19 protein-coding genes and 1 pseudogene are annotated in these 26204 nt (G+C 57.9%); 12 read left to right on the top strand and 8 right to left on the bottom strand.

What is annotated here, in order from left to right; translation table 11 throughout:
- Positions 1-5: 5 nt before the first annotated feature.
- From F624_RS0121940 to F624_RS34180, 3 genes are all read right to left on the bottom strand, one after another.
- Positions 6-1967: a Mu transposase C-terminal domain-containing protein gene (locus tag F624_RS0121940; protein ID WP_084679588.1), complete on the bottom strand. Its 1962-nt coding sequence runs from the start codon at positions 1965-1967 to the stop codon at positions 6-8.
- On the bottom strand, positions 1909-2589 hold the full coding sequence (locus F624_RS0121935) for a TnsA endonuclease N-terminal domain-containing protein (protein WP_019576509.1): 681 nt from the start codon (positions 2587-2589) through the stop codon (positions 1909-1911). The genes F624_RS0121940 and F624_RS0121935 overlap by 59 nt, the downstream gene beginning before the upstream one ends.
- Before the next feature lie 174 nt (positions 2590-2763).
- Positions 2764-3051: a DNA-binding protein gene (locus F624_RS34180; protein ID WP_019576508.1), complete on the bottom strand. Its 288-nt coding sequence runs from the start codon at positions 3049-3051 to the stop codon at positions 2764-2766.
- A gap of 61 nt (positions 3052-3112) precedes the next feature.
- Between F624_RS34180 and F624_RS33580 the strand changes: the two genes are divergently transcribed.
- Entirely contained in the window at positions 3113-3544 is a 432-nt protein-coding gene (locus tag F624_RS33580) for a helix-turn-helix domain-containing protein (RefSeq protein ID WP_019576507.1), read from the top strand.
- Complete coding sequence (locus F624_RS34950) at positions 3541-4323, top strand: hypothetical protein (RefSeq protein WP_157443560.1); 783 nt, start codon at positions 3541-3543, stop codon at positions 4321-4323. Before F624_RS33580 ends, F624_RS34950 begins: the two co-directional genes overlap by 4 nt.
- A gap of 45 nt (positions 4324-4368) precedes the next feature.
- Here F624_RS34950 and F624_RS0121920 read toward each other — a convergent pair whose 3' ends face one another.
- From F624_RS0121920 to F624_RS0121905, 4 genes are all read right to left on the bottom strand, one after another.
- Entirely contained in the window at positions 4369-5004 is a 636-nt protein-coding gene (locus F624_RS0121920) for a hypothetical protein (RefSeq protein WP_157443559.1), read from the bottom strand.
- 384 nt (positions 5005-5388) lie between these two features.
- Positions 5389-7440 carry an elongation factor G gene (gene fusA / locus F624_RS0121915; RefSeq protein ID WP_019576504.1) on the bottom strand — a complete coding sequence of 684 codons (2052 nt, stop codon included), beginning with the start codon at positions 7438-7440 and terminating at the stop codon, positions 5389-5391.
- A 583-nt stretch (positions 7441-8023) separates the two neighbouring features.
- Positions 8024-8890: an ImmA/IrrE family metallo-endopeptidase gene (locus tag F624_RS0121910; RefSeq protein ID WP_019576502.1), complete on the bottom strand. Its 867-nt coding sequence runs from the start codon at positions 8888-8890 to the stop codon at positions 8024-8026.
- Position 8891: 1 nt separating this feature from the next.
- Positions 8892-9218, bottom strand: coding sequence for a helix-turn-helix domain-containing protein (locus F624_RS0121905; RefSeq protein ID WP_019576501.1), 327 nt, complete (start codon positions 9216-9218; stop codon positions 8892-8894).
- Positions 9219-9364: 146 nt separating this feature from the next.
- On the opposite strand from F624_RS0121905, the gene F624_RS0121900 reads away from it, so the two are divergent.
- The 4 genes from F624_RS0121900 to F624_RS34170 are packed head-to-tail and all read left to right on the top strand — an operon-like array spanning position 9365 to position 14433.
- A complete protein-coding gene (locus tag F624_RS0121900) occupies positions 9365-10972 on the top strand; it encodes an SAVED domain-containing protein (RefSeq protein ID WP_019576500.1) in 1608 nt (535 codons plus the stop codon).
- Between the two features lie 27 nt (positions 10973-10999).
- Entirely contained in the window at positions 11000-12241 is a 1242-nt protein-coding gene (locus F624_RS0121895; protein WP_019576499.1) for a nucleotidyltransferase domain-containing protein, read from the top strand.
- Complete coding sequence (locus F624_RS34175) at positions 12198-13955, top strand: ThiF family adenylyltransferase (RefSeq protein ID WP_084679587.1); 1758 nt, start codon at positions 12198-12200, stop codon at positions 13953-13955. The genes F624_RS0121895 and F624_RS34175 overlap by 44 nt, the downstream gene beginning before the upstream one ends.
- A 7-nt stretch (positions 13956-13962) precedes the next feature.
- Positions 13963-14433 carry a Mov34/MPN/PAD-1 family protein gene (locus F624_RS34170; protein WP_157443558.1) on the top strand — a complete coding sequence of 157 codons (471 nt, stop codon included), beginning with the start codon at positions 13963-13965 and terminating at the stop codon, positions 14431-14433.
- Positions 14434-14535: 102 nt separating this feature from the next.
- Here F624_RS34170 and F624_RS34945 read toward each other — a convergent pair.
- Positions 14536-14683 (bottom strand): annotated as a pseudogene (locus F624_RS34945) (IS481 family transposase); the annotation flags it as partial.
- 512 nt (positions 14684-15195) lie between these two features.
- Between F624_RS34945 and F624_RS0121865 the strand changes: the two are divergent.
- The 6 genes from F624_RS0121865 to groL all read left to right on the top strand — a co-directional run bounded on the left by F624_RS0121865 (position 15196) and on the right by groL (position 26165).
- Positions 15196-18747: an AAA domain-containing protein gene (locus F624_RS0121865; protein ID WP_019576493.1), complete on the top strand. Its 3552-nt coding sequence runs from the start codon at positions 15196-15198 to the stop codon at positions 18745-18747.
- Positions 18744-20504, top strand: a complete 1761-nt coding sequence (locus F624_RS0121860; protein ID WP_019576492.1) for a phospholipase D-like domain-containing protein — start codon at positions 18744-18746, stop codon at positions 20502-20504. The genes F624_RS0121865 and F624_RS0121860 overlap by 4 nt, the downstream gene beginning before the upstream one ends.
- A 30-nt stretch (positions 20505-20534) precedes the next feature.
- Positions 20535-22043, top strand: coding sequence for an SMODS-associated NUDIX domain-containing protein (locus F624_RS33575; RefSeq protein ID WP_019576491.1), 1509 nt, complete (start codon positions 20535-20537; stop codon positions 22041-22043).
- A gap of 598 nt (positions 22044-22641) precedes the next feature.
- Positions 22642-23622, top strand: a complete 981-nt coding sequence (locus F624_RS0121850; RefSeq protein WP_157443557.1) for a hypothetical protein — start codon at positions 22642-22644, stop codon at positions 23620-23622.
- A 563-nt stretch (positions 23623-24185) separates the two neighbouring features.
- Positions 24186-24476 carry a co-chaperone GroES gene (locus F624_RS0121845; protein WP_019576489.1) on the top strand — a complete coding sequence of 97 codons (291 nt, stop codon included), beginning with the start codon at positions 24186-24188 and terminating at the stop codon, positions 24474-24476.
- A 48-nt stretch (positions 24477-24524) separates the two neighbouring features.
- Positions 24525-26165: a chaperonin GroEL gene (gene groL / locus F624_RS0121840; protein WP_019576488.1), complete on the top strand. Its 1641-nt coding sequence runs from the start codon at positions 24525-24527 to the stop codon at positions 26163-26165.
- The last annotated feature ends 39 nt before the right edge of the window (positions 26166-26204 follow it).

Genomic DNA, 26204 nt, shown 5'->3' with positions numbered 1-26204 from the left:
ACGTGTCAGAAATTGAAGGATTCATAGTCAGGAATTTCCTCGACCTCAGCTTGCCGAGCTGCGATGACCTCTGCTTTGGAGATCAGCTTCTGGGGCGACACAGGCACTGGAATCTCTTCGTCTGAGCGCAAAATCGTGCTCGAAGAGAGGCCAGTGAACTTAGCAAGCTTGCGTCGGTCAGCACTACGGTTGATTCGGGCCAAAGGGTTCATCCAGAGCTCATGGATGTCCAAGCGAGCACAGCGAAGAGCTACCTCATAGCCGCCTTCAATCCGCTTTTCTCGGGCATGTTTTCGGATGATGTTGTGTTGAATCCAGGACAGACCATTGGTGTACTCGGGCATGAGGCTCGGCACAGTTAACCAAGATTTGTCCTTGGGGTTCTGAACGTACACATTCCCAAGGTCATCCGGATCCCACTTGACCAGTGTCCTGAACTTACTGCCGACCACTTTTTTCATGAGCGCCAAATCTGGGCTGGAGTAAGACAACCCGAGCATCTCCACACCACCAGGGCCGACCGTCAGTTCCTTCGATTGCGCAAGGACTAGGTCAAGTTGATCCAAGGAGGTCGGGAACACGGGCGGAGGCAGTTCATCGAGCCCTGCTTTGAACCTATCGAATGCCATCTCCAGAGTTCGGCTGTTGTCTTCAAACGGGTAGACGTCCACGACGAACCGGACCAGGCCACTCAAGAAGTCGGAGAACGTGATGGCGGCATCCTGGATCGGGTCGAGGGCCTGAGAATTTGGCAGCGGCTTGAAGACACGACCTCTTCCTGCCAAGAAGTCAAGATTGAGGAAAAACCTCTCGACTTTGGGTTTCAACCAAGGGGTACGGACCCTGCAGTACTCCAAGTCAATACCCAGCTCCCAGGCAGCGAGTTGAAATTGCTTCGCGTGGAATTCCATGCCGTTGTCCAGCACCAATGTTTCGCCGATGCCAAAAGCGATCCAGGGACGCTTAGCGCCGGCCGCCTTGACTATGTCGTCCTTGGGCTGAATGGCGCTCTTGAGAACATTGAGTACGCTTCCCACGCCTGGGCCGTAAAACGAAACATAAAGACCAACCACATAGCCGCTGAGACTATCGACGATGATGGTTAGCGTCGGACGTCCAAGCGGCAGTCCGGTTCGGTCGCACACCACCACCCAGTTCAGCAGCGTGTGGTCGCATTGAAGGCGTTCCATGATCCGCGCCGAGACCGTGCCCTCCACGGAGGTCCGAAAACTCGACCTTGCGTACTGCGTGCCGTACCGAGCCTTTGTGACCTCGTAGGGGTCAAACTCCTTGAGTCGTCGTTGAACGGTAGCAAGGCTCACCACCGACTCATTTGCCGTGATTTTTCCCGCCAACCTCAGCGTCTCAACCTCATCACGTATGTGATGCAGGGTGATCTGCAGCGTATGCCGGGCTTTGGTCATGTAGACCGTCTTCAGTTTGCGAGTGATCACCCCTTCGACCTGGTCGTTGATGCGCCTAGATCTCCGACGATTACGATTGCCGGTGATCAGACTCGCCGCACTTCGGGACGAGGTCTCAAATCGACGCATCCACTCCATGACCGAAGAGGCGCTCGGCGGAGTTGAATCCTCTAGCGCTTTTGCAATAGCAGGAATCGCTTCTTGGACTCGCTTGCGCTGCCCTCGAAGAATTGACCGCTTCCGCATCGCGGTCACATAGCCCATCCGACGCCGAAGGGCCGCTTGGTACTTTTGATCCAAAGACGAAATGTCGGTGAGCGCCACCGGTGTGTGCGTGTGGACCAACTCCGGTTCTTCGACCAAAACAGGTATCAGCTGCTTAGCGACGATGCCCTGATAAAACCGAGCCAGTGTGAACGTTTGCACCTGCCTGGTCAGCTGATCCTCGAACTGGACCTTGTTGCCCTCCAGGAGACGAACGAATTCAAGCGTTCGCGCGCCACGGCGCACAACCAAACCAGTTTCCAAACTGATCAGCGCCATGCTGCACCTCCTTGTTTACAGGGAAAAGCAAGTCGTCTTCGCTCAAAAGCAACCCAGGAGAGACGGTGACCACCCGCCTTGCGACGAGCGCATAGAGCTGAATGGGTGAGGCGCCCGTTTGATCCATCACTGTTTTGATGGAAACACCCTTGGCGTGCTTCTCCACCAAGAGTTGAACCGCTTGGAGAATCGATGAAGGCAAGAGCATCGTGGCGTAACGCCTCAATAAGCCAGCTCTATGGGCTCGCAACTGCCCTTCGATCTGACCGTTGTGGATGACGAAAAAGCGCAACTTATCTTCGGCCAACCTCTGGGCGATTCGATCAAACCGGCTGATGAGTTCTTTGATCCTTTCCGCTCGCTTGACCTCAACAACACATTGCTCGCCGTTGCTGAACTCCAGCAGGAAATCGGGCGTGTAGTGCTCACGCCCACCAAGATTGAGCTTGAACGGCTGGTGCTGTATGTGAGCCAGGGACGGAAAGAGAATCGCGCGGAGCAGGAAGCGCTTTTCCAGTCGACTTTCATGTTCGATGGGCTCGTCCTGGAACCATCGACAATTGATTCGGCCAACGGTTCGTTTGGGCGAACGCGTGACCACCTTACGGGCAGCAAGGGTCATTGTTTCTCTCCTTGGTCGGGGCGAGGCAAAGCTCCGCCCAGCCCCGACAGCTACGGGGTTGACGTTGCTCGACCACAGAGAGATACTTACCGCAGGGGACCGCGAAATCCTTAGGACATCTCACTTTGTCCGAACAACGCCGGCATTCTTTGGAATGGCTGGCGTTTGTTTTTTCTACATGACGACTCCTCGTTCTACGAAGGGAAGTTGGGGAGAGTTGGTTGGTTCAATGACGTTGCTCTCAACTCGGCCGGTCTGAAAGAAACTCTGGTGTTTGGGTGCGGAACGTAGCCCAAGCGCTACCGCAATCCGAAAGCTCTCACCTCGAGATGCAAGATTGCGTCCATTGAGTACCGCGTATACGAGGGGCGCAGAAAATCCATGCTCACGAGCCCATTGAGCAACGCTGAGGCCATCCTCAACGAACATTTTCTTTAAGGTTTCGCGACGGTCTGGCCCCATATTTTTGTAAATTTCTAATTACAATTTTCAATTATTCTGTACCGAAACGCATCAGAGCACAATGGATCTATTGATCGACACGGCACAAGTTGGAGAGCGCCTCAAACAGGAGCGCGAGCGACTCGGCCTCAGCCAGGAAAGATGCAGTGAGCTCACGGCCATCACTCGCCCGTCTCAATCGCGTTACGAGACCGGCGCATCAACCCCTGGCCTTGACTACTTGGCACGCCTGGGGGGATTGGGGTTCGACGTGATGTTTGTCATCTTTGGCAAACGCACGAGCTCATTTATGGAGGTGACGTCACCAATCATCCTCAATGAGGCAATTGACTTGATCGATGAGCTTGCAGTACGGCACGATATGACTCTCCCACCAGCATTTCGGATCAAAGCAATAATTTGGGCCTATCACCGACTGATGAACGGAGGTGGTCACGCTCAACCTCCGACGATGCATGATCTCCTGACTGCCGTCGATGTAGGCGAGAAATGACTGGTACGTCGGAGCACGGCAGCGGCAAGGTTGCGGATGCGGCTGGTATTGCGGCCCTAACCCTGGACTTGATCAAATTGACCAGCCACGCCTCAGAGAAGGTAGGCAGTGATCTCGAAAGTCAGCTGGTATTTGCAGCCAGATTGAGAGAACTGCGGGCGAAAGAAATTCGCAAACAGTTCGACCACGTCTTGAAGGCACGCATCTCTTGGTGGAACGTGATCGAACGGCCATTTCATGTGGTTGCGTTCGTACGTCTACGCCGTAAGTTCGATTGGCAACAATTGCCGTTAGTGCGGCTCAAAGAGCTCGACGCACTTCTGGCTTGCATCGAGTTCGGAATTCCAGTTCCACAAGCGTTTAGAACACGCCTGCGGCAGTGGATCAGAGAAGGGACACTCACACCGAGAGAGGCACGGCGTTTGACAAGATCCTCTGGGTGCAAGGTTGGCAACGAGCAGTTGCTACCCTGTCCGGCCTCCAAAACGTCTTTGTACATTGGAGGCGTGACCTCGGTGGTCTTTGCATTGGCAGCGCTCGTTTGCCTTTTTCAATTTGTCACGTACATCGTGGGGCAGTGTGGTGGTCAGGGCTGCGGCGCGCTAGGCTCGCTCTTTATTTTCGTGCTGCTGACTATGCTCTCCTCTGTGTGCAGCACGGTCACATGGGGACGAACCCTTGCCAGCAAAACCTTGGCCGCATTGCTTGAACCCCGCGGGGATTATCAGCCACCGCGGGCAAGACCAAGGTTTCAGGCAGTGCTGAGCCTTGCCTGGTAGTCCAGGAGTGCCCCGGCAGTGCAGGCTTGGAAAGGTCAGGTCTCGTCAGATCAGCCTGAATGCACCGTCGTCGTCGATGGCCAGCTTTTCGGTTTCCAGGAGCTTTTTAATCGACGCACCAACCGAGCCTCGGGGCAGCCCACTGACTTGTGCCATCTCCGCGTGACCAACAGGCTTGACCTTGCCCTTCAAGATCTTTTGCAGAGCTCTGAGCAAGCGATCCGCATTGGGCAGCGTTGCCCCATTGGTGGATTTGGCGAGAGGTCGCTTTGATACATTACGGGGCACTTTGGGTACAGCCAGCTTGCCTTCGACGACGCTTGCATCTTCGATATCTCTGGATTGAACTGAGTCGCCCCCGACAGCCGGCTTGATACGACGCCCCCTACGAGCCGACGGAAGAGCAGGAAGGACTGGGGTATCCACCGCAACTACTTGCGAGGCTTCTTGATAGATTGCGCTCAACTGCTGTTCCAATGAGTTGATCTCGTGGGCCAGTCGCGCAACTTGGCGCATCTGCTGATAAGCACCGTCAGCCTCAACGCCAAACGGCTGCAAGGCCATCTGCTCCATCAGGGCTTGAGAGTGAGATTGAAGCTCTTGCTGCAAAGCCTCGGCAGCTATGTGCACGGCCATACCAGCGGCCTGAAGATGAGACAAGGTATTCGAGGCAATAGACATGACGACTCCGGTCAAGGAAACCAATTCGTCGCAAATTATCCATCACCGTCATCACTATCGGCATTCCCGATGCCCTGCATCGTGATCGTTCGCCAGCACGCTAGCTGTTTTTAGGTCGCAACTAAATATCAAGTTGCGACCTAAATTCAACCCCGTCGTTCTTACCAAGGGTGTATGCAATGGTTGGCGGCACTGTGGCATTTGCGCGGAGGTCGTAAAGACGCGCGGCGCCTCCGACGGCGGCATTACGGCTAAGCTGAAAGTAGCACCCCCACCAGTCATCGGCAAATAAAAAGAGGCGCCAACTTGCGTCAGCGCCTCTTCAATTTGATGCGGGCCACCGGGCCCACATCATCATTCCGGCCCCGGTCGGCACCGTGCACCTCACGGCATCAATGCAGCCATCTCCCCTGTCGGCACCACTCCGTAGTGGTCCAGCTGCATCGAATACTGCGCCCGCCCAGATGACAGCGCGCGCAGACTTCCGATGTAGCCGAACATCTCTTTCAGCGGTACCTGAGCTTCAATCGTGGCAGCATTGCCGCGCTGGCCTTGACCGCGCACCACACCGCGACGGCGGTTCAGGTCGCCAATGGTGTCGCCCAAGTACTCAGCCGGCGTGATGACCTCGACGGCCATCACGGGTTCGAGCACCAGGGGCCCAGCCTTGGCAAAGGCTTCGCGGAAGGCTGCCATGGCAGCCAGCTCGAAGGCCAGCGTGGAGGAATCGCGCTCATGGAAGTTGCCGTCCACCAGCGTTGCCGCGAAGTCCACAGCGGGGAAGCCCGCCACCACGCCGGTCAAGGCGGCGCGGCGAATGCCGGCCTCCACGGCGGGGATGAACTCACGCGGCACGGCACCACCGACAATGCGGCTTTCAAAGCGGATGCCTTCGCCCCTGGGCAGGGGTTCCAGCTGCAGCTTCACCTCGGCAAACTGGCCGGGGCCGCCCGATTGCTTCTTGTGCACATGGGTCACCTCCACACTTCGCGAAATGGTTTCGCGGTAAGCCACCTGGGGGCGGCCGACCGACACGTTCACGCCATGGCGTGCGCGCAGCTTCTCGATCGAGACTTCGAGCTGCAGTTCGCCCATGCCGGAGAGAATGGTCTGTCCGGATTCGGCGTCGTGCTGCAGGCGCAGGCTCGGGTCTTCGCGCAGCAAGGACTGCAGGGCCTTGGACAGGCCTTGCTGGTCCGCACTCGTCTTGGGCTCGATGGCCATGTGAATCACGGGTTCGGGCACGCTGATCTGCTCCAGCACCACAGGGTGGGCTGGATCGCTCAGGGTGTGCCCAGTCAGCGTATCTTTGAGACCGACGACAGCCGCGATGTCACCCGCCACCAATTCGTCGCGCTCGATGTGCTTGTCGGCATGCACTTCGTACAGGCGCGACACACGCTCAGTTTTGCCCGTGCTGGTGTTGAGCACCACGTCGCCTTTCCCTAGCCGGCCGCTGTAGACCCGCACGAACACCTTTGCTCCATGGTCGTCAGTGACGACCTTGAACGCCAGGGCCGCGAACGGATCGCTGGACGACGCAGGTTGGCCATCGCTGCCGTTGCGCCCAATGTCATCGGGCGAGGGCAGGTAGTCGACCACCGCATCAAGCAGGGGCTCCACACCGCGGTTCTTGAAAGCCGAGCCGGCCAAGGCGGGCACGAAGGCACCCGCCAGGACACCCTTGCGGATACTGGCTCGCAGCACGGTCACGGCGATCTCGTCTCCGTTCACATAGGCTTGCAGGGCGGCTTCGTCCTGCTCCACGGCGGCTTCGACCAGGCGGGCACGGCTGTGCAGCGCTTGTTCAAGCAGGTCGGCTGGAATGTCGGCTTCACGGTACGGGATGCTGGCATCGTCCTTGTCCCAGATACGGGCCCTCAGGGTGAGCAGGTCCACCACGCCGCGGAAGTTGCTTTCCGCGCCGATCGGGAGCTGCAGCGGCACAACCCGCACGCCCAGGCGCTCCTCCATCATGGCCACCACACGGTGGAAATCGGCACCCACACGGTCGAGCTTGTTGATGAAGGCGATGCGGGGCACACGGTACTTGTCAGCCAGTCGCCAGTTGGTCTCGGTCTGCGGCTCAACGCCAGCGACGCCGTCGAATACGACGACTGCGCCATCGAGCACGCGCAGCGAGCGGTTCACCTCGATGTTGAAATCGATGTGGCCGGGCGTGTCGATCAGGTTGAGCTGCGTGCCTTTCCAGTGCACGGTGACGGCCGCGCTGTTGATGGTGATGCCGCGCTGCTGCTCTTGCGGGTCGAAGTCCATCTGGGCGGTACCGTCGTGCACTTCGCCAATGCGGTGGCTTTCGCCGGTATAGAAGAGGATGCGTTCGGTGGTCGTGGTCTTGCCCGCGTCGACGTGGGCGATGACACCGATATTGCGCAGTTGCGCGTTGCTGTTGTGGTTGCGTGAGTTCTTGGTCATGGCGAATCAATCTTTCTTGCGGCTGCACTCGGTCCTGCGAGCAGCTGCCGCCTGGTTGGCTGTTTGCCAGCCCAGGCGAGATGGATTCGCCTTCAGGCTAGCGTTGAATGTGTTGTGTGCTGTCGCCGAAGCCCGGGCGCACGGAACTCAAGCTCCGGCGGTCGCGAATCGTGGCAATCAACTTGTCGTAGGTACGCATAGAGGTAGGGAGGAAGCAGGTCTGAAAACAAAAAACCCCGGAGGTGGAGCCTGCCGGGGTTTTGGGGACCGGAAGGCGCAAAGCCCTCCGACACGCGATCGAGGGGCGCAACTAGGTGGCGAGCAATGCCTTGATCACGTTGGTGAGAATTTTCATAGGGGTGAATTATCCTCCTCGCGCAAAAAGCGTGCAAGCGGCACGCCTACGCATGTCAGGAACAGGCTGGATGCAGTCGCTCAACTTTTGCGCACAAATGACCGCTGATGAACACAGCATTCACTGCAAGGTGCTTTGACTGAAGTAGTGGTCTGCACCTAAAGGCCACTGGATTAGAGACTGGTCGAAGGCTTTGAACTATTCACTTGGTGATTCACGCGGCTCATTTCAAGCATTGCCCCACTCCTTGGGCTCCCATACCTTGTCACCGTTAGACAAACTCAATAGGGTCAGCGTGTAACCATAGTTTTCACAAACGAGCTTCATTTCCTTGGCGACGGCGTCGCGATGTGCGTGCTTAAACCAAGTGTTCAAGCTGATTGGGTCACCACTGCGGTTGGACGCAATCGTCTCATCGGCGGCGAGGGACCCTGGAGGAAGCTCAACTACGCGGCCTTTGGTTCTGTAAAACGCGCCATTGGCTCTGGCCTTGTCGGACGAGATCGCCCAATCCATGAACCCATCCCTCGACAAGATGAGGACGGCGCATTGTTCCGTTGAGCGTATCCAACGCAGCGCGGCTGCGGTCAAGGACACGCCGAACTTGCTTGAGGCGTCGGAAAGAATGTCGAAGTCAATATCCGAAGTCGAAGTGCACGCACGGAACTGCTTCATGGGCATCAGCAGGTTTGATGCGAAGTCATCGGCCTCTGCTTCGATCGACCTCATTTCGGGCCCCCAGTGCACCATGTCTGCCTGAGAGCATTCAAATTCCTGCTGTGCAAGGCGGTGGACAAGGTAGTGCCCAAGTTCATGGGCTTGGGTGAACCGAATCCGTCCTTCAGACGTCATGTTGCGGTTGTACAGAAGCGCCCAGCCTTGATCCTCAACGTGAAAGAGGCCACCTTCAAATGACGGGATGTCCGCCGCCACGACTTTGAAGATGGGATCTGGCCATTTGAGCTCCTTGCCTACATGAAGCGCAAGCTGCTCGACATCGATAGGAAATCGCTGTAAGCCGGCTGCCGCAGCAGCGTCAAGCCAATGCGTGAGCCGTATCGCGGCGGTCGCGGGCGTGAAAGTCGCCTCGGTCATGTCAGGACTTTTTCAGCACGTCCAGGATCTGCCGTAGCTTTTCCTTAGCTTCAGGTTCCAGTTTGGAGTAGCTGCGGAAGAACTCCTTGTCCTTGTTGGATTCCTGCGGCGTATCCACCGTGTCGTCCAGGAAGAAGGACACATCCTGTCCAAGCACGTCCGCTATCGCCTGCAGCTTCTCTGCTGACGGCTTCTGGGATTCACGGTTCTCCAGCTCCCAGAGGTAGCTCTTGCTCAGCCCGGCTCTACGGGCTGCCTCTTCAAGCGTTAGGTTCACCTTCGGCGAAGTCCGGCACGCTCGAAGTTTCTCGCCAAGTTTTGACGCCATCTTGCGCTCTCTTTCTAGACAGCCTTCAATTATATCGCTACTCCGAACTTTCCATAAGCAAATCCCGATCAAAATTGCGCCTTCAAAAGTTCGCTATACCGAACTTCCTGTTATGCTGTGCCGTGGTTCGATTCCTGGGGTAATGAATGAGCACGCCGATGGTTGGAGGTTTGACCGATGACGAGTTGGCCGCGGCCTTGCGCGCCCGAGCGGCGGCGGGAGAGCCTCATGTCCGGGTGATTGCCAACAAATTCAGCGCCCGGATGCTCACAGCCGCGACTGCGTCGCCTGCTGCCTGGAGTGATCTGGGCGTTGGGGACATCGGTCCAGGTGCGCTGAAGGCGTTGGAGGCGGCTGCTAAGCCGCAGCAAGTCCAATGGATCGAGACCTCCGAATCGGATGTGGGTGAGGTGGACCACGTTGCGTCAGGCCCAGTCATTCGGGCTGTTCCCGCCCAGATGCGTGCTTGGTGCAAGGAGCGAAACAAGATCACAGGAACGTCCTGCCGCCATGGGGAGGTGGATACCGCAACGCGCTTTGAAGTTGCATCGCTGGCCAGCTGGCGGTGCCAGTTCGATGGTTGCGGAGAGGACCTGCGCCATCACTTTGTGCCAGGGGCCACGGGGAACTACAGCTACTTCGCGCACATCGTGGCCTCGTCGGCCGACGGTCCTCGTGGGGACAAGGTGAAGTCACCGCTTCTGGCGAATGCCCCGTCGAACATCATGCTGATGTGCGACAAATGCCACCGCCTGATCGACCGCGTAGCTCCGAAGCGATACAGCGCTGACTATCTCAACGAGATGCGTCAGCGCAACGTCGATGAAGTTCGTCGGCTGCTGAACACGCTTCGCTACCCGGCAGCCCAGATGCTGGTCATCGGCGGCAACATCGAAGGGCAGTCATTCGCTTTTGATGAGCGGATCGCGGAAGAGGCCATGTGGTTGCGTCAGCTGCGCACCGGAGGGGTGCGTGCTGAATGGTTCGCGCGCAATGGTCCGCATCTCGGTGCATCGAACTCGGATGGCTACTGGCTGAGCCTGTTCCAACTGCTCAAGAATGACAGGCCGAGATTGGCGGGTCTGCTGGACGGGACGGTGTACGGTGGTGCGCCACGACCGCCGCTCGCGGTCTTTCCTGTGCATGGCACCTCGGTCTTGGTCCTGTCGGGGCGGCTCATCGGAGACTCCAGCAGTGCCCACATTTTCCAGTTTCATCGCGATCAAGTGAGCGGCCAACGCGGTGGACAGTGGACTTGGCCAGAGGCAGAGCCAGTACCAGCCAATGATAAATTCAAGGTTCGGGTTCACCGTCATGCCAACGGCGGTGAAGCCGAGGCATGCCTGCGGATCAATTTGACTGCAGCGGTCCCTGCGTCCGATTTGCCTGCACACTTGTTTTCCGATGGGAAACACGAAGTGCCGACGATTGAGATCACGGTTGACAGTCCGAATCACCGTGTCATGGGGCACCCCGCCGATCTTGATCTGTTTGGACGCGCTGTCGACCAGGCGCTGCAGAAGCTCCAGGATGAATGGCGGGTGTCAAAAGTACATCTGGTGCTGATCGCGCCAGTGTCTGCTTGTTGCCGTGTTGGGCAAAAGATGCAAGCCCGTCACCACGCCGAGTTCATCCTGTACGAACGCAAGCCCAGCACTACGCCCGGTGCGCGCGGTGAGTTTGCCAAGACGATTGCGATTTCTCCCACCGAGGTGACCCTGCTGTCGACCGGCGAGTCCCTTTCCATCTCGTAGACAAGGTCGGCACAAAGGTACTTCATCATGACTGCGAACCCGCCAAACAACATTACGTTCACCACTCGCTTGCAGAAGTCTTTGGGCATGACGCGAGATGCCGGCCGTTGGGAGCAACTCATCATGTCCTTGCTTCGGCGACTTGAGCTCGACAAGGTCGATCGCGCCAAGGCCATCAAGCAATACGAGCTCTTGGCAGATGACATCGCCACCAAGCTGGACATTCCGCGCCATAACGTTGATGTCTATTCGCAGGGGTCGATGCGCACACAGACCACCATCCGCCCTCGAGGCAATGCGAAGTTTGATATCGACATCATGGTGGAGCTGTCCGGGCCGAAGTACAACAACCCGGACTCAGAAGCGATGTTTGAAGAGTTTGGGAAAGCCCTTGAGGGCAACGAAGAGTTTACCGGTGCCCCAGATCCACGGCGTCGTTGCTGGCGATTGCAGTACCCGGGAGAGGCGTTCTATTTCGACGTGACGCCGGCAGTGGCGGACATGTACAAAACCTATGGCGCAGGCCTGCGGGTAAGAGACCCCGATACAGTCTGGAGTCCGTCGAATCCGAAGGAGTTTGCTGACTGGTTTTGCGAACGCGCCGACCTGCGGTTTGAATTTCAGCAAGAAGCAGTGTTGTCTTCGGTGGTCGAGGCCCGTAAGTCAGTCGACCCTCTTCCCAGCGCCCCTGTTGGGATAGACGACATCCTGCGTCGAGCCGTCCAGTTGATGAAGCTGCATCGTGACAACTTCTACTTCTACGCGAGCCCAGATCAGAAAGACACGATGCCGATCTCGGTCATCATCGTGACCCTGGCGACCCAAGCGTTTGAGAACATCTGGCGAACCAGGCGTCACAGCTTCAATTCGCCTATTGAGGTGGTGCTTGCCATCGTGGAGGAGATGCCCGACTACATCAAGCGTGATGCAGCAGGTCGCTTCTATGTGGAAAACCCGAAGCTTTCCACGGAGAATTTCGCGGATCGTTGGAATAGTGATCAAGGGGCCCGTGCACGCGAATTCAAGCGTTGGCACAAGCAACTGGAGACGCACCTCGAGGCACTGCTCACAGATGAGTATTCCAGGAGCGCTGAAGAGAAGCTGCGCGGCGTGTTCGGGCAAGCCGGGGTTGATGCGTGGCGCGACAGTCTCGGCAGTTCGACCGAGTCCACGCCGCTGCTCAAGAGCTTGGTTGTGGCATCCGGGGGGCAGGTGGCCAATCCAAATGTTGCAACGCCCGTCAGCCATCGCACCAACACGTTGGCGTAAGGGGGTCAAGGTGCCGACCATGCCATTATTTTTAGCCGCGATCGGCATGGTCACGGCGTGGTTTGACGGACTCGGGCCCAGCGCAGCAACGCGATGCCCGGACAAGGAGTCGGAGCAGCGTTGTCGCGTCTGGCGTTTGGCAGAAGGTGCGCCGGTACTGAATGGCGCCGCGCCACTGCTGGTGCTTCAGCACGATTTTCCGCTCACGCCTGCCCGCATCGAATTGGACCGGAAGTTCTGTTTGCAGCTGCCCCACATCGAGGTAGATGGCCATTTCTGCCACGGTGTCGAATTCGACTCGGCAGACGTCGCCGCCCCGGTGGCGGCAGTCGGTCGTGTTTTGGCCAGGTTTTCCGACTTCCTCGATCGATGCGCCGATCCAGGTTGGGTAGAGGCTGAATTCAGTCGGGAACGTCAAGATTACTGGGCCCGCTATGCGGCTGGGGCCAAAGTACCAGCCAGCTATCGCACGGTAGAGCTATTGCTGGATGCCGATGTGAGAATTGATGAACCACAGGAGGCTGCCGCGCTTTCTCTTGGGGACGGTAGGGCCCTCGCCACGACGTCTACGACGGAGCCGGAGCGTGTGGCAAAGGCCAGAGCATGGCCATTGGGCGGCATCATTCGTGGCGGCGCGCTGGTGATGAAGCTGCCTACTGCCGAACGATGGACGCCCAGTGTTTGGCCGAGGAGTTTTCATGATCTTGATGAGCTTCTTTCGCAGCTCAGTGATTCCGCGGGAAAGCTGCAGAATTGGTACCTGGCGCGCCGTTGGCCGAACAAGGCGCCCGTGTTCGTGGTGCTCTTGCAGGGCCCGGCCGTGTACGGATGGCGGATAGTGCCGCCGCAGGTCGCACGTCAAGTCGAGCCGGCCCTTGTGCCCATCGACGTCACCCGTGTTGACAGGCAATGGAGCCTGTCCCGAGATCATCGGGCTGAGGGTTTGGCTCATCTTGCCGCCAAGAAGGTGGTGGTATTTGGAAGTGGCTCGCTGGGTGCGCCGTTGATCGAACTCTTGGCACGTGCAGGCGTCGGCTCCCTTGAGGTAGTGGATCCCCAAACATTCGAGCCTGAAAATATCTCGCGCCATGTGCTCGGTGCGCCACACATAGGCTTTGGGAAAGCTGCATCACTATGCGCTCGATTGCGGCAGGCCATCCCAGGGGCGCAACTCGACGCTTTCGGTGAAAAAGCCATGCAGTGGTGCGCCAAGGCGGATCAACGGCAGCTGCCGGATCTCATCGTGGATTGCACGGGCGAGCGCTCCGTAAGGATTGGCACTTCATTGCTTCGGGAGCATGTGCTGAAAGACGTCCCAGTGATGATGGCATGGATGGAGCCATTTGGCGCAGCCGCTCATGCAGTTTTGATTTCTGGTAGTGATGTGTGGCCTGCTTCGGACCCCGCCGATACAGCGGTCAATGTCGCGACTTGGCCAGATGACGTGCAGGTTGATCTTCCAGGATGTGGCCAGGGCTTCCATCCGTATGGTGTTGCCGACGCCTGGGCAGCTGCAGGCATGGTGTCTGAGCGCGTACTGCAAGTTCTGAACGGCGAACATGTGTCCTCTGGGGTATGGTCCATGATTCGTCATGAAAGCTACTTCAATAGCATGTCACCTTCCGCGACTTTCAATCGTCCCCCTCCGGTTCCCGTGGGGGTAGATTCGGTCATTGAGCATCGCCCGTTGGCAGAGATACTGCAACGTGCCTGAGCCGCTAGTGAAGTTTGCACTCCCGGGCGCGGAATGGAGTCTTAAGTTTGACGAAACCGCAGTCTCGATGCTGCAGAGGAGGATGCAGCGCTGGTCACGTTCAAAAGAGTCCGTGGGTCAGCTCTTCACAAATGACCTCACGGCGTCAACCATCGTGATCTCAAAAGTCACCTCGCTCAAGGCGCGGCGTGCGTCTTGGGCAAGCGTGGCGTTCGATCCTATCGAGGCGATGCGGCAACGACAGGATTTGCTTCAGGAGGGTTTGTATTGCATTGGCCTTTGGCATACCCACCCTGAGGCGATGCCCACCCCCTCCGGCACAGATGAGAGACTTGCGGCAGATCATGCGCGGGCTGCTATTTCTGTTTTGAACGGGTTCGCTTTTGTGATTGTCGGAAATCGACCCTTCCCAGAAGGGTGGTATGTTGGGTTTCACGACACGGTTCGTTTTCTTAAAGCAGAATTTTCTCGTTCGTGATGATTTCTTGATGCGTGAACAACTCTACGAACAGGCCCAATGAACAGCCCTCTGGAATGCATTATTTTTCAAGGAGCCCTAGTCTACGGTGCTGTTCATCAATTGTTTGCTCTCAACATGCATCTGGGGCAGGTACTTCACATCCAAGTGAAAGTAGTCTGGCTCGTAGCTCTTATAGGCCTTGTAGGCCAACACAGGCTGCTGGGGCTTGAGGGCATTTGAGGTTGCCCGCTCCATGGCGGCGCAGGCAGTAATGCGCGGCAATCGAGTCATTCGATATCGCATAGGTTCGCCTAACTACGCGGCTGGGCGGGTCCGTGCAGTCACTGCGACCTTGACCTTCCGTTGGCTGAGCATTATGGAATCTCAGGGACTGGTGCGACGCGACGTGAAAATTCGACTTTGCGGTCAGCAGATGACCGCGCTCCTTTGCACGCAGCTCTGGCAACGACACGTCCCGATCGCCTAGGCAGGTCATCGGGACGATCGGCAAGATCCCCCAAAGCACGCCGCACGTTACGACTTCATCCCTCATTCGATCAAATTGAGGACGTTTCGGGCAATAGCCCGGAACAGCGGCGTCACATCTGCGGCATGCCGCGGGGCGGCTTGAGCATGTGATTACAAAGGGTTCGCAATACTGGCCCTACAGATCTCCAATCTCGAAGTGCTTCAACTATCAAGATGATTTGCCGTAAGCTTGCAATGAAGAGGGGGAATCCTATGAATTCAAATGCTAGGCGTCGCCGCAAAGATGGTTTCTTGGCTGCCTATACCGTCGATGAAGACTACCAGCAGAAGCCCGACTTAGCGAGTGGCCGACCCGGCGTCGTTGGAGGACGAGATCCCGACGGCAACCCTGTCCTCATCCGCGAGTGGCGCAGGAATGCCAAAGCACCCGATGGCGACTTGGAACAGATCTGGCGCCACGAGCTGAGGCAGTTGCACCGTTTGGCCGGCTATCCGGGTTCTGCGTCCTGCATTGCGCATCTTCACGATGCAGGGTTCGACAACAAAGGCTTTTATCTAGTCATCGCGCCCGGTCAGAGACAGCCGCTCGCATCCTTGCTCCAGAACGTGCCCGCTGACCACTGGCTGCGCCAGCCTCGCAGCACGACAAACCGATTGCGTGTGTGGGCCAATTTAAGGCTGCTCGCCCACGGATTGGAGACACTGCACGCACAGGGGATGCTCCATCGCAGCGTGGATGCTTGGTCGGTGCTCACCGCTGGAGGCGCAGAGCCGGATTTCCAGCTCACGGGGTTTGAATGGACGATGCGTATCGCCAGCGTGGAAGGTGTGTCAAGCCGCAGCACGGTGGCGGGTGCAACCCGGTCCTTCGATTCGTTCTCGCAGGATTGGATCGATTTCGGACTTCTCGCTACCGACCTTCTAGGGGCCAAGCGCGCGCGCGTTCTCGACCCAGCGATCGCCCCATTCCAGATCGCGGAACATTTGACACTTGAAGAGGCACGACTGCTACGGCTCATCGTCCAACTGAATCCCAAACAGCCGCTCGATGGAGATGCAATCGCCACAAGGATTGACGGCGTACTAGGGACATTGAAAGCGGAGGCGGCCAACCGCAGAGCCAAGCTTCATCTCGCGCTCCGCATTGGGCCTGGCAGCCGGTTGGGCGAGCGTATCCGCCACGCTTCCAGACTCGACATCGAAATGGACGATCTCCGGGCGCAGCTCCAATTTGTCAGGGACGATCTGGCCAGTGAGCCGCTGCTGCTCTGCGTTCGACTACAAGATAGCTCGGAAGAGTTTCGCCTTGTGTTGCGCGGCAAGCACCTCCTGTACCGCCTGCAGGAATTCCGCGCGCCCAAGACCATGGCTCTCAGCTGGGACTTCGCCTACTGCGAAGCCGTGGATACCACTGCCCCAGCCCCAGTCAATCTGCTCAACCAACGAAGGCTGCAGCCGGAATCGCTAGAGATACTGGGACTGCGAGATGCGTCCGACTTGTTTCCACGCATTCGTGGAAAGCTTATGTCCTGGGATGAGGTGCGACAGGACTTCGGCAAGCAGAATGTACCGCTCTCCCCCGAGCAGACGGCTCACAGAGCTCTCACGCTGCTCCAGTTACTGGAAGCGGTCTACGCTGCAGCTGATGCTTACGCTGTGGAGCTCCAGCCCTTGCCAGGCGACCTGCGCGAATCCACAGAGCATGGCCGCGACCGCCTTTGCGTTCAACTTCGGTCGGATCCAGAGAGATCTGCTCTTTCTACCGCTTTAGACCTCAAACCACCCTCCGATCGATTCTTGAAACGACTGGAAGCCGACGGGCTCGGTTCCGAGGAGTGGATCCTCGCAGATGGACACTCGCTCGGCGAAAGAGATCCGACGGACACCGATTGGACTTTTCGACAGGTCGTCCAGCGGCCAGGTCGTCCAGACGTATTTCTATTCGACGGCCCCGATGCAATCCCGTTCCTTAACGACCCTGTCCTGGTTCCCGCGTCGGTCGGCCGGGACGTGCAGTTTCGTCGTCGGCTCAAGGCACTCAAGGCGTTGAAGAACCATCACGAGTTGCTGCAGATGATCGTGGATCCCCGACACCACGTGTTAGATAGTCACGACTCGGTAGTCGAGGATGATGCATTCGCGAAGCTGGACGAGCCAAAGCAGTTGGCGTTGAAGCAACTCACATCCACTTTGCCCTTCTTCCTCGTGCAAGGTCCTCCAGGGGTGGGAAAGACCCGCCTTGTGCGGGATCTCGTGACGCGACGGTTCGCTGACGAACCGACCTCCCGCTTGCTTCTGACTGCCCAAAGCAATGCAGCAATCGACCATCTGATGGACGAGCTGGCTGGTGTCCTGAGAGCAAATGACCCTTCTGGTCCGCTCGTCGTTCGGTCCAGCAAGCGCGATGCCATTGAGGCTCCCAGCCAGTTCGACATTAGAGAACAGACCCGTCGGCTGGTTCGGCGACTTGCAGCCAGCCCACTTTCCAAGGAAGTTCCGCTGAGGCTGCAGCAGTCCCTTTCAGATCTCGCGAAGGCTGCAAATCCTGCCCAGGGCGCTGGAAGCAGGACTGCTGCGGTCGCTGGCAGAGGCTCAGAACAGTCGCTTCGAGCCTTTGAGGGCGTCGTCGCACGCGCGGCGAATGTGGTCTTCGCGACGACCAACTCGGGAGAGTTGGAGCGTTTGATCGACGAACGCGGACAGTTCGACTGGGCCATCGTAGAGGAAGCTGCCAAGGCAACGGGAAGTGAGCTCATATCTCCTTTGCTTCTCTCGCATCGCAGGCTCATGATCGGCGACCATAAACAGCTTCCAGCGTTTGCGTCCGACCAACTGAAACAGTTGCTCGCGCAACCCGAGCGGATTCACGAAGCGATGAAGCTCGGAGAAGAGTTTGTTGGTAGGTCCATCAGGGATGTAACGACAGAGGAATTGTTAGAGGACGTCGCTGAGGACAAATCACAGCTACCTGCTCTTTGCTCCGAGGCCTTGCGGCTTCTCACCTTCTTCGAGTCTGCGATTGAAGCTGAGTTCAGGCGACAGGCCAAAGGCCGGGGCGGGCGCCCGATCGCTCAAAAATTGACTGCGCAGCACCGCATGCACCCTTCGATCGCAGAACTCGTCTCCGGCTGCTTCTATGGAGACCTCAGAACCGATCCGATGTGTGAAAAGCGTTTCGCCGTCGAACCGAGGCCGTTTGCCTCAGTAGATGAAAGCCGACTTCCCCTGGCTCCAATCGTGGTAATCGACATGCCCTATGTCCAGACGACGCAGAACCAGAAGCAAGGCGATCAGTACCCAGCCTGGCACAACCCAGCGGAAGTGCGCGCCGCTATCGAAGTTCTAAGTCTATTGAGGAGCGTTCAACAGGACGCCGAGGAAGCGCCAACGCTGGCAATCCTCTCTCCGTATGGTCGACAACGCCGCATAATCGACGAAACCATCAGCGAAGAACTGAATAAGAAGCTTAGCTGCCTTAGGGGGTTTCGTTCGCCCTCCTCTAACGGCCAGTGGTGCCACACAGTAGACTCGTTTCAGGGCAGCGAGGCAGATATTGTTGTGGTCTCGCTCGTGCGCAACAACCACCACTCAACGGTGCAGAGCGCACTCGGCTTCCTGAGCGATGCCAGGCGAATGAACGTCCTGCTGAGCCGCGCGAAGTGGCAGCTCGTACTGATCACTAGCACGGAGTTCCTGAGGGAAGTTTTGCAAGCGGTTCGAGGCAAGCCGGACGAGAACCGTGTTGAGTTCTTGAAAAAGCTACTTGAGGGCCTCGACAACGGACAAAACAAGGGTGACGTCAAACGCGTTCCCGTCCAAACCTTGCTCGGGAGTCGCAAATGAGTGTCGTGCGCGTCGCTATCCCCTTGCTCAAGGGAAAGCGCAAGTTTTTCCTCGAGAAAGGAAGGCCTTGGAGCCTTGCTGAACACGTTCTCCTCGCGGCACTGATAAATAAGCCGAGGACCGTTGGCGAGCTCGCCGTAGCCGGCGATGTTCCGCAGCGGCTTGTGTTAGAGGCGCTCATTCGGCTGATGCGTGCAGGTTGGGTCACGTTGCAGCAGGAGAGCCAGGGCGTCGTCTTCAGTGCGACCGCGGCTGGCCGCAGCGTTGTGGGAGACGAAGAGCTTCCAAAGTTGGCCAAGAGCACAAGCCGCTGGATGAACTTCGTCATCGACAAGATAACCGGAACACTTTATCGAAGCCGCGAGATGCCCTTCTTGGAGCAGCGTATCGTCGAGAGGCGCGCCGCTCGTGAGCGACTGGTCTGGCTGAGGCCGCGCGACCTCGACGCCTTTGACGACACTGCCGGCGTTCTCGCAACACTTTTCGAGGACGACGAGAAGTTTCTCGGAATCGAGCCCTCTGCGGAGAAGATGGTCAATCGCTTTGCGATCGCTACGGTCCGGGGGACGAGCGTCGAGGGACTACCTCCGCGTGCACCAGCCGAGCTCATCGAGCTCGTCAAGCGGGCAGCGCGCAACGCTCCGCCAGAGCCAATGGCCAAGAACTCACCCCATCATGACACGGGGCGTCAGGTCTCGTTTGTAGATAGGCCTGCGCCACGTTCCATAGATGCCATATACAGACCCGAGGACCTGATTCTCGGCGGAGCGATGCATGAAAGTGTGCTCCACGAGGCCATCAGGAAGGCCAAGCACAGGATCATTATCCATTCGACGTTCATCTCCGAGCAAGGATTCGCGCTCGTGCAAGCTCCGCTTATCGCAGCTGCAAAGCGTGGGGCGGTTATCGACGTCCTGTGGGGAGAAGACGAGAACAAGACGGATGCGGTGACCACGGCCAAGACCATAGCGAAGGTTCGCGCGAGCATTGAGGCTGAGGGGCTGAGCTTAAGTATCCGCGTTCATCCTTTCTCTACGCGATCTCATGCGAAGATCCTTGTATGCGACGATGGGAGATCCGAGCGTCTTTCCGCAACCGTCGGTTCCTGCAACTGGCTCTCGTCTGGATTCCAGAACTACGAAGCGTCTATACGCTTCAGCGACCCCCGAGTTGTCTCGGCTATTCTCGAGCAGGTCGCAGACCTTACACGGGGCGGTGATCGGCATTGGACGGAGCTGACAAGCGAGATGGCCAGACTGGCCTCCGATGCGCGCCTCCAGAAACCACCGACCGGTGTCAAAGCGAAGGTTACTTTGGTGCTTGGTCCGCAGCATGCCCAGTTTGCACGCATTGCTCGAGACGCAGCCCGTCGCCGAATGTTCGTGACGAGTCATCGGATCGGCGCAGCCGCCCGCCCATCTGTCGTCTTGCCCGCCATCACAGCAGTGCGCGAGAATGGTATCGAGGCGCGCGTGTTCTATGGCTTGGCAAGCGAATCGCCGGTTGGTGCGTCAACCTCGCACAACGGTCATCCAGGCTCATCTGTGCTGCCAGTTCTCATGAGCAAGCTGCACGCCAAAATACTTGCCTGGGACGATGACCATGTCCTGATCACTAGCCAGAATTGGCTTTCCGCTGATCCGGGCGAGTCGAATCTTCGACGGGAGATAGGGCTGATGGTGCATTCGAAAGGAATCGCAACCGCAGTCATCGACAACTTCGATGCCGCTAAAGGCGATGCCGGCGCAGCCTCATAGTTAGACAACGTGTAGAGCTAGGACTCAGCAATGTACAAGTACGGAGTTTTTCAAGGTGGCGGCGTCAAGGGCATCGCACTCGTCGGTGCCCTGCAAGTGGTTGAGAGCCGAGGTATTTCGTTCGAGGGCGTTGGCGGGGCATCGGCTGGCGCGATCGTCGCGGCGCTTTACGCGGCCGGTTTTAGCGCCTCAGAGATGCGCTTGATCCTAGAAAATATTCAGTTCGACTCCCTGCTTGATCGCAGCAGTCTGCCTCGCCTCGCCTTGACCAGAACACTGGGGCTCTACAGGGGAAAGCGCTTCCAAGATTGGATCTATAAGCTTCTTGCACAGAAGAACGTTCGATTCTTCAAAGATTGCCCCAAGAAGCTTCGCATTGTTGCAACTAACCTCACTGAGCGGACGCTCGTCGTCTTGGATTCCAATAGCCACCCCTGTCTCGAGGTTGCTGAGGCGATCCGGATGTCGATGAGTATCCCGCTGGTGTTCGAGCCGGTGCACTTAGGCCGGAACTTGATGGTCGACGGCGGCGTGTTGAGCAACTTTCCCTTGTCGTTGTTTGACGGAAATGAGACCCTCGGCTTCAGACTGTGTGCCAAGTCAGCGCCACTCCCGTTCGCTCCGGAGGGATACCGCGACTACCTGCTGGCAATCGTGGGTGCGATGCTGGATGGGCGCGACAATTACGACGTTCAGACAAAGAAGCTGGCAGGCCTAATCGAGATCGACCCGGGACATATCTCGAGCACTCAGTTCAATTTGAACGACAGAGAGAAGGCCGACCTCTACGAACAAGGTGTCTCGGCCGGAAATCGTTTTTTTGTCGAACCGGCCAACATGCACCGCGCGCAGCAGTTTTCCGTCCTTGGCGCCACAGCCAAAATTCATCTGAACGTCCCCGCAGGCATTGACGACGGGACGGAAATCCGCTTCTCCATCTCTGCACTTGTGCGCGTCGAGGTCGATGGACAGTACCTGCTGACCAAGGGCAATCGCATCGACCAGTTTCAACCCGTTGGAGGAGTGCTGAAGACTTACGGCGCCGCGCGCGCGAATCTCGCCAACCTCGGTGTGAAGGCCGACAGTAAGATTCCCATCGATCAGGACAGCCGAGACGACCTTCGAGTCTTCGTTCCCCGGCGGTCCATCGAGGCATTTGTTCAGTGGTACCTGAAGGGCAGCGGCAGGGAATCGTCCCCCTGGCGGGAGTTTAACGAGGAGCTTATAGAAACGGGTATTCTGAGTTCCGGAAACTTCCGAGCCCCCGCGTTCAACTATGTCGGGCGGCGAGTCGAGGGTATCCGTTGGACCAACCACTTTCAGTGCTTTGAAGTGCTGATCGCCGAATTGTTCGAATTGGTGCCGACCCCCAAGCAGATCGATGAACTGAACGCGTTACGTGGCCGAAGTGACTTGCCTGGCATCATGTGGGCAAACCCTGCACTGATTCGCGCCCTCGGATACGACGCGGCCAGCCAGCGACAGGTAACCAGGATCTCCGACCATTCGTCCTGGATCCTGGATGCAGGCATCTGCTGAGACGCTGGCGGTTCGAAAGCGAGTAATCTAGGTCGCCCAGGCACTGCTTTCGGCGGTCGTGGTCAACCCAGGACGTGAGCGGGCAAGCTTGTTTGCTTTCTGGAGCGACGCAGATTGGAATTTCTGCCCAAAGAGAGCTAATTGCCGGTGTTCGCCGGTAACTTCTTTGCCGATCGCCTCCCTTTGAATTTGTGCCGCGTACCTCTGCTACCACCGCGCAATTGCCGTCCTAGGGGACAGTGAATCTACGCAAATATCGCGCCCGGTTGATGTATGGCCGTTGTGTTTGTGTCGTGGGCCAGCCCCGGCAGACACCTAGAGAAGCGTTCGTTGGGTGTGAAGTTCATGTGGACGACGGCTTAGTATTAGAAACCTGCCGAGCAAGTTGGAGCCCCAGCAGGCAGCAATCGCTGAATAGCTGCCGGCCGACTGTTGTCGGACGGCTTCAGTCTGGGCTGAATCATTCGCGACCGGCAGTCAGCGTGACCGCTGCGATCACTGCCGGTCATTCGCCGGCCATCGCGCTGACTGGATATTGATCGCTGCCTACAGTTAGCCGGGACCGTCGCGCACGCCGAGTTCGATGTAGAGTTCGCCAATGAATCCATCGACCTGGGTTGCTCTCCTGAAGCAGGGTATGACGACGATTGGCAACGCTGCTGCCTGGCATTGGTTCGCGTACCACTTCTCTAGACTGCCACCACATCCGCTGGCCAAAAGCATCATTGACGCGTGCGCGGATTGCGAGGCCAAGTTGCCAAGCCTTGGGTCCCAGTTCTTAAAGGATCTGGCTGCGATCTCAGGTCGGGAGAGGTGCCTGCCTGATTTTGAGCAGTTGATTCAGAAGCTGGGGGAGCTACTGGTACTCCGGCAACTGCTGACCATTTCCTGGCCCGAGAATACGACGTTTCAGCATGAGCCTGCTGTGGCTGTTAAGGGGAAGAGGCCCGAGCTTCGGGTTACGACACCGGAGAGAAGCTTCCTTTTCGAGGTGAAGACGCCCGCGCTGCTGGCCCACATTGAGAATCGAAAGACTAACCCGTTTCAAGCGGCAGGACGCGTGTTGCCACAACACCAACTCGCGATGCTCGTGGGCGATGCGGGGTTGACGCTACCCAGAGACAACCCGGTCAAAGATTTCTTGCTCGATGCGGAAAAGAAATTCGCACAATTTAAGGCGGTTCAGGACGAAACCTCCGTGTTGATTATCGTGTGGGACGACTTCATCTACGAGCCAATCACGGTATTGAAGCATGAGCAATGTGGTCTGCTTACGCCCAACTCGTACTGGAAGGATGAAGCGGGCATGGCGGTTAGTTACCCGCACATCGATGCCGTCGTGCTGCTACGGCATCTCAACTATCTGTATAGGGCGACCGGAGACCACGCACTTGAGGAGAGAGCGCATGCCTTGGACTTTGGTGATGAGCATGCGCTGCCCAATGTCTTCATTTCCAACGGAGACCCGGACCTGGTACCGCAGGAAATCCGGCGCGCATTGCGAGCCGTGGACTGGGATGCTCCAGAACTTCAGCACGCAGCCGACTATCGGCCCAAGGATCTAGCAATCTGGATATAGAGCCGAACGTATGCGCCGGCCTGACGGAGAACTGTGAGCACCGAACACACGAACGACCCTGAACGCATCCACAGCAGTCGTTGGCCTGGAAACGGCGAGTGCCGGCTCCCGCTGCACAGCGGACAGATCGATCAGAAAAGTGTAGGCACTAACTTTCATTAATACCCACCTGTCGTACACACACAACAACCAACCCATACGCACCAAACCCAACCACTGCGGTGACTCCATTGATTCGTACGCCAACCGCCTGAGGTCATAGGGAGAGGCTGACCTGCGGATCAGTTGATGAATTCAGAACTGAATGAGAAAAGTTCAGAGTTAGCCGAATCTCGACAGTTAGCCGAATCTCGACAGTGACTGCCAGCTGCGAACCCGTTGCGGCCTCATCCCGCATCCCCCCCTCTTGAAACCCACCCAAAAGCCCTTATGATTAGCACTCGAAGCGGTTGAGTGCTAACAGCTGAGTGTTGACAGCACCGGCCGCTCGCTGAGTTGATGGTGCCCGTCGTGGGCGGTGCACCTGTCGATTGTGAAACCCCTTTTTGCTCTCAGGAGATGCAATGAACCTTCGTCCTCTGCACGATCGCGTGATCGTCAAGCGCCTGGAAAACGAAACCAAGACTGCCTCCGGCATCGTGATTCCCGACAACGCCGCTGAAAAGCCTGATCAAGGCGAAGTGCTGGCCGTCGGCCCCGGCAAGAAGAACGACAAGGGTGAACTGGGCGCCATGGCCGTCAAGGTTGGCGACCGCGTCTTGTTCGGCAAGTACAGCGGCCAGACCGTCAAGGTCGGCGGCGATGAGCTGCTGGTCATGAAGGAAGAAGACCTTTTCGCCGTCGTCGAAAAGTAATTCGCCTCACCCCCGCTCAATTTATTTACTGAATTCGGAGAAATCAACATGGCAGCAAAAGACGTCGTCTTCGGCGGTGAAGCCCGCGCTCGCATGGTCGAGGGTGTGAACATCCTGGCCAACGCAGTCAAAGTGACCCTGGGCCCCAAGGGCCGCAACGTGGTGCTGGAACGCTCGTTCGGCGCCCCGACCGTGACCAAGGACGGTGTGTCCGTGGCCAAGGAAATCGAACTCAAGGACAAGCTGCAGAACATGGGCGCCCAGCTCGTGAAGGAAGTGGCCTCCAAGACCAGCGACAACGCTGGTGACGGCACCACCACCGCCACCGTGCTGGCCCAAGCCATCGTTCGCGAAGGCTCCAAGTACGTGGCCGCCGGCCTGAACCCGATGGACCTGAAGCGCGGTATCGACAAGGCTGTTGCAGCCCTGGTCGAAGAGCTGAAGAAGGCCACCAAGGCCACCACCACCTCCAAGGAAATCGCTCAAGTCGGCTCGATCTCGGCCAACAGCGATGCTTCCATCGGCCAGATCATCGCTGACGCGATGGACAAGGTCGGCAAGGAAGGCGTGATCACCGTGGAAGACGGCAAGTCGCTGAACAACGAACTCGACGTCGTTGAAGGCATGCAGTTCGACCGCGGCTACCTGTCGCCCTACTTCATCAACAACCCGGAAAAGCAAGCCGCTTTGCTGGACAACCCCTTCGTGCTGCTGTTCGACAAGAAGATCAGCAACATCCGCGACCTGCTGCCGACCCTGGAGCAAGTGGCCAAGTCGGGCCGTCCGCTGCTGATCATCGCTGAAGAAGTCGATGGCGAAGCCCTGGCCACCCTGGTGGTGAACACCATCCGCGGCATCCTGAAGGTTGTGGCTGTGAAGGCTCCTGGCTTCGGCGACCGTCGCAAGGCCATGCTGGAAGACATCGCCATCCTGACCGGTGGCAAGGTCATCGCTGAAGAAGTCGGCCTGTCGCTCGAAAAGGTGACCCTGGCTGACCTGGGCCAAGCCAAGCGCATCGAAGTGGGCAAGGAAAACACCACCATCATCGACGGCGCCGGCGCTGCTGCTGACATCGAAGCCCGCGTGAAGCAAATCCGCGTGCAGATCGAAGAAGCCACCAGCGACTACGATCGCGAAAAGCTGCAAGAACGCGTGGCCAAGCTGGCCGGCGGTGTGGCCGTGATCAAGGTGGGTGCTGCCACCGAAGTCGAAATGAAGGAAAAGAAGGCCCGCGTTGAAGACGCCCTGCACGCCACCCGCGCTGCTGTGGAAGAAGGCATCGTGGCCGGTGGTGGCGTGGCTCTGCTGCGCGCCAAGCAAGCTGCTGGCGAGATCAAGGGCGACAACGCCGATCAAGACGCCGGCATCAAGCTGATCCTGAAGGCCATCGAAGCCCCCCTGCGCGAAATCGTGTACAACGCCGGCGGCGAGCCGAGCGTGGTCGTGAACGCCGTGCTGAATGGCAAGGGCAACTACGGCTTCAACGCTGCCAACGACACCTATGGCGACATGATCGAAATGGGTATCCTGGACCCGACCAAGGTGACCCGCACCGCGCTGCAAAACGCCGCATCGGTGGCTTCGCTGCTGTTGACCACCGAGTGCATGGTGGCCGAAGCTCCGAAGGACGAGTCCGGCGCTCCGGCCATGCCGGGCGGCATGGGTGGCATGGGCGACATGGGCATGTAATGCCTGCCTGAGCCTTCCAGCTCCAAACAAAAAGGGCCG

The organism is Curvibacter lanceolatus ATCC 14669, assembly GCF_000381265.1.
GTDB lineage: Bacteria > Pseudomonadota > Gammaproteobacteria > Burkholderiales > Burkholderiaceae_C > Curvibacter > Curvibacter lanceolatus.
This window is presented reverse-complemented; position numbering and strand designations above follow the sequence as displayed.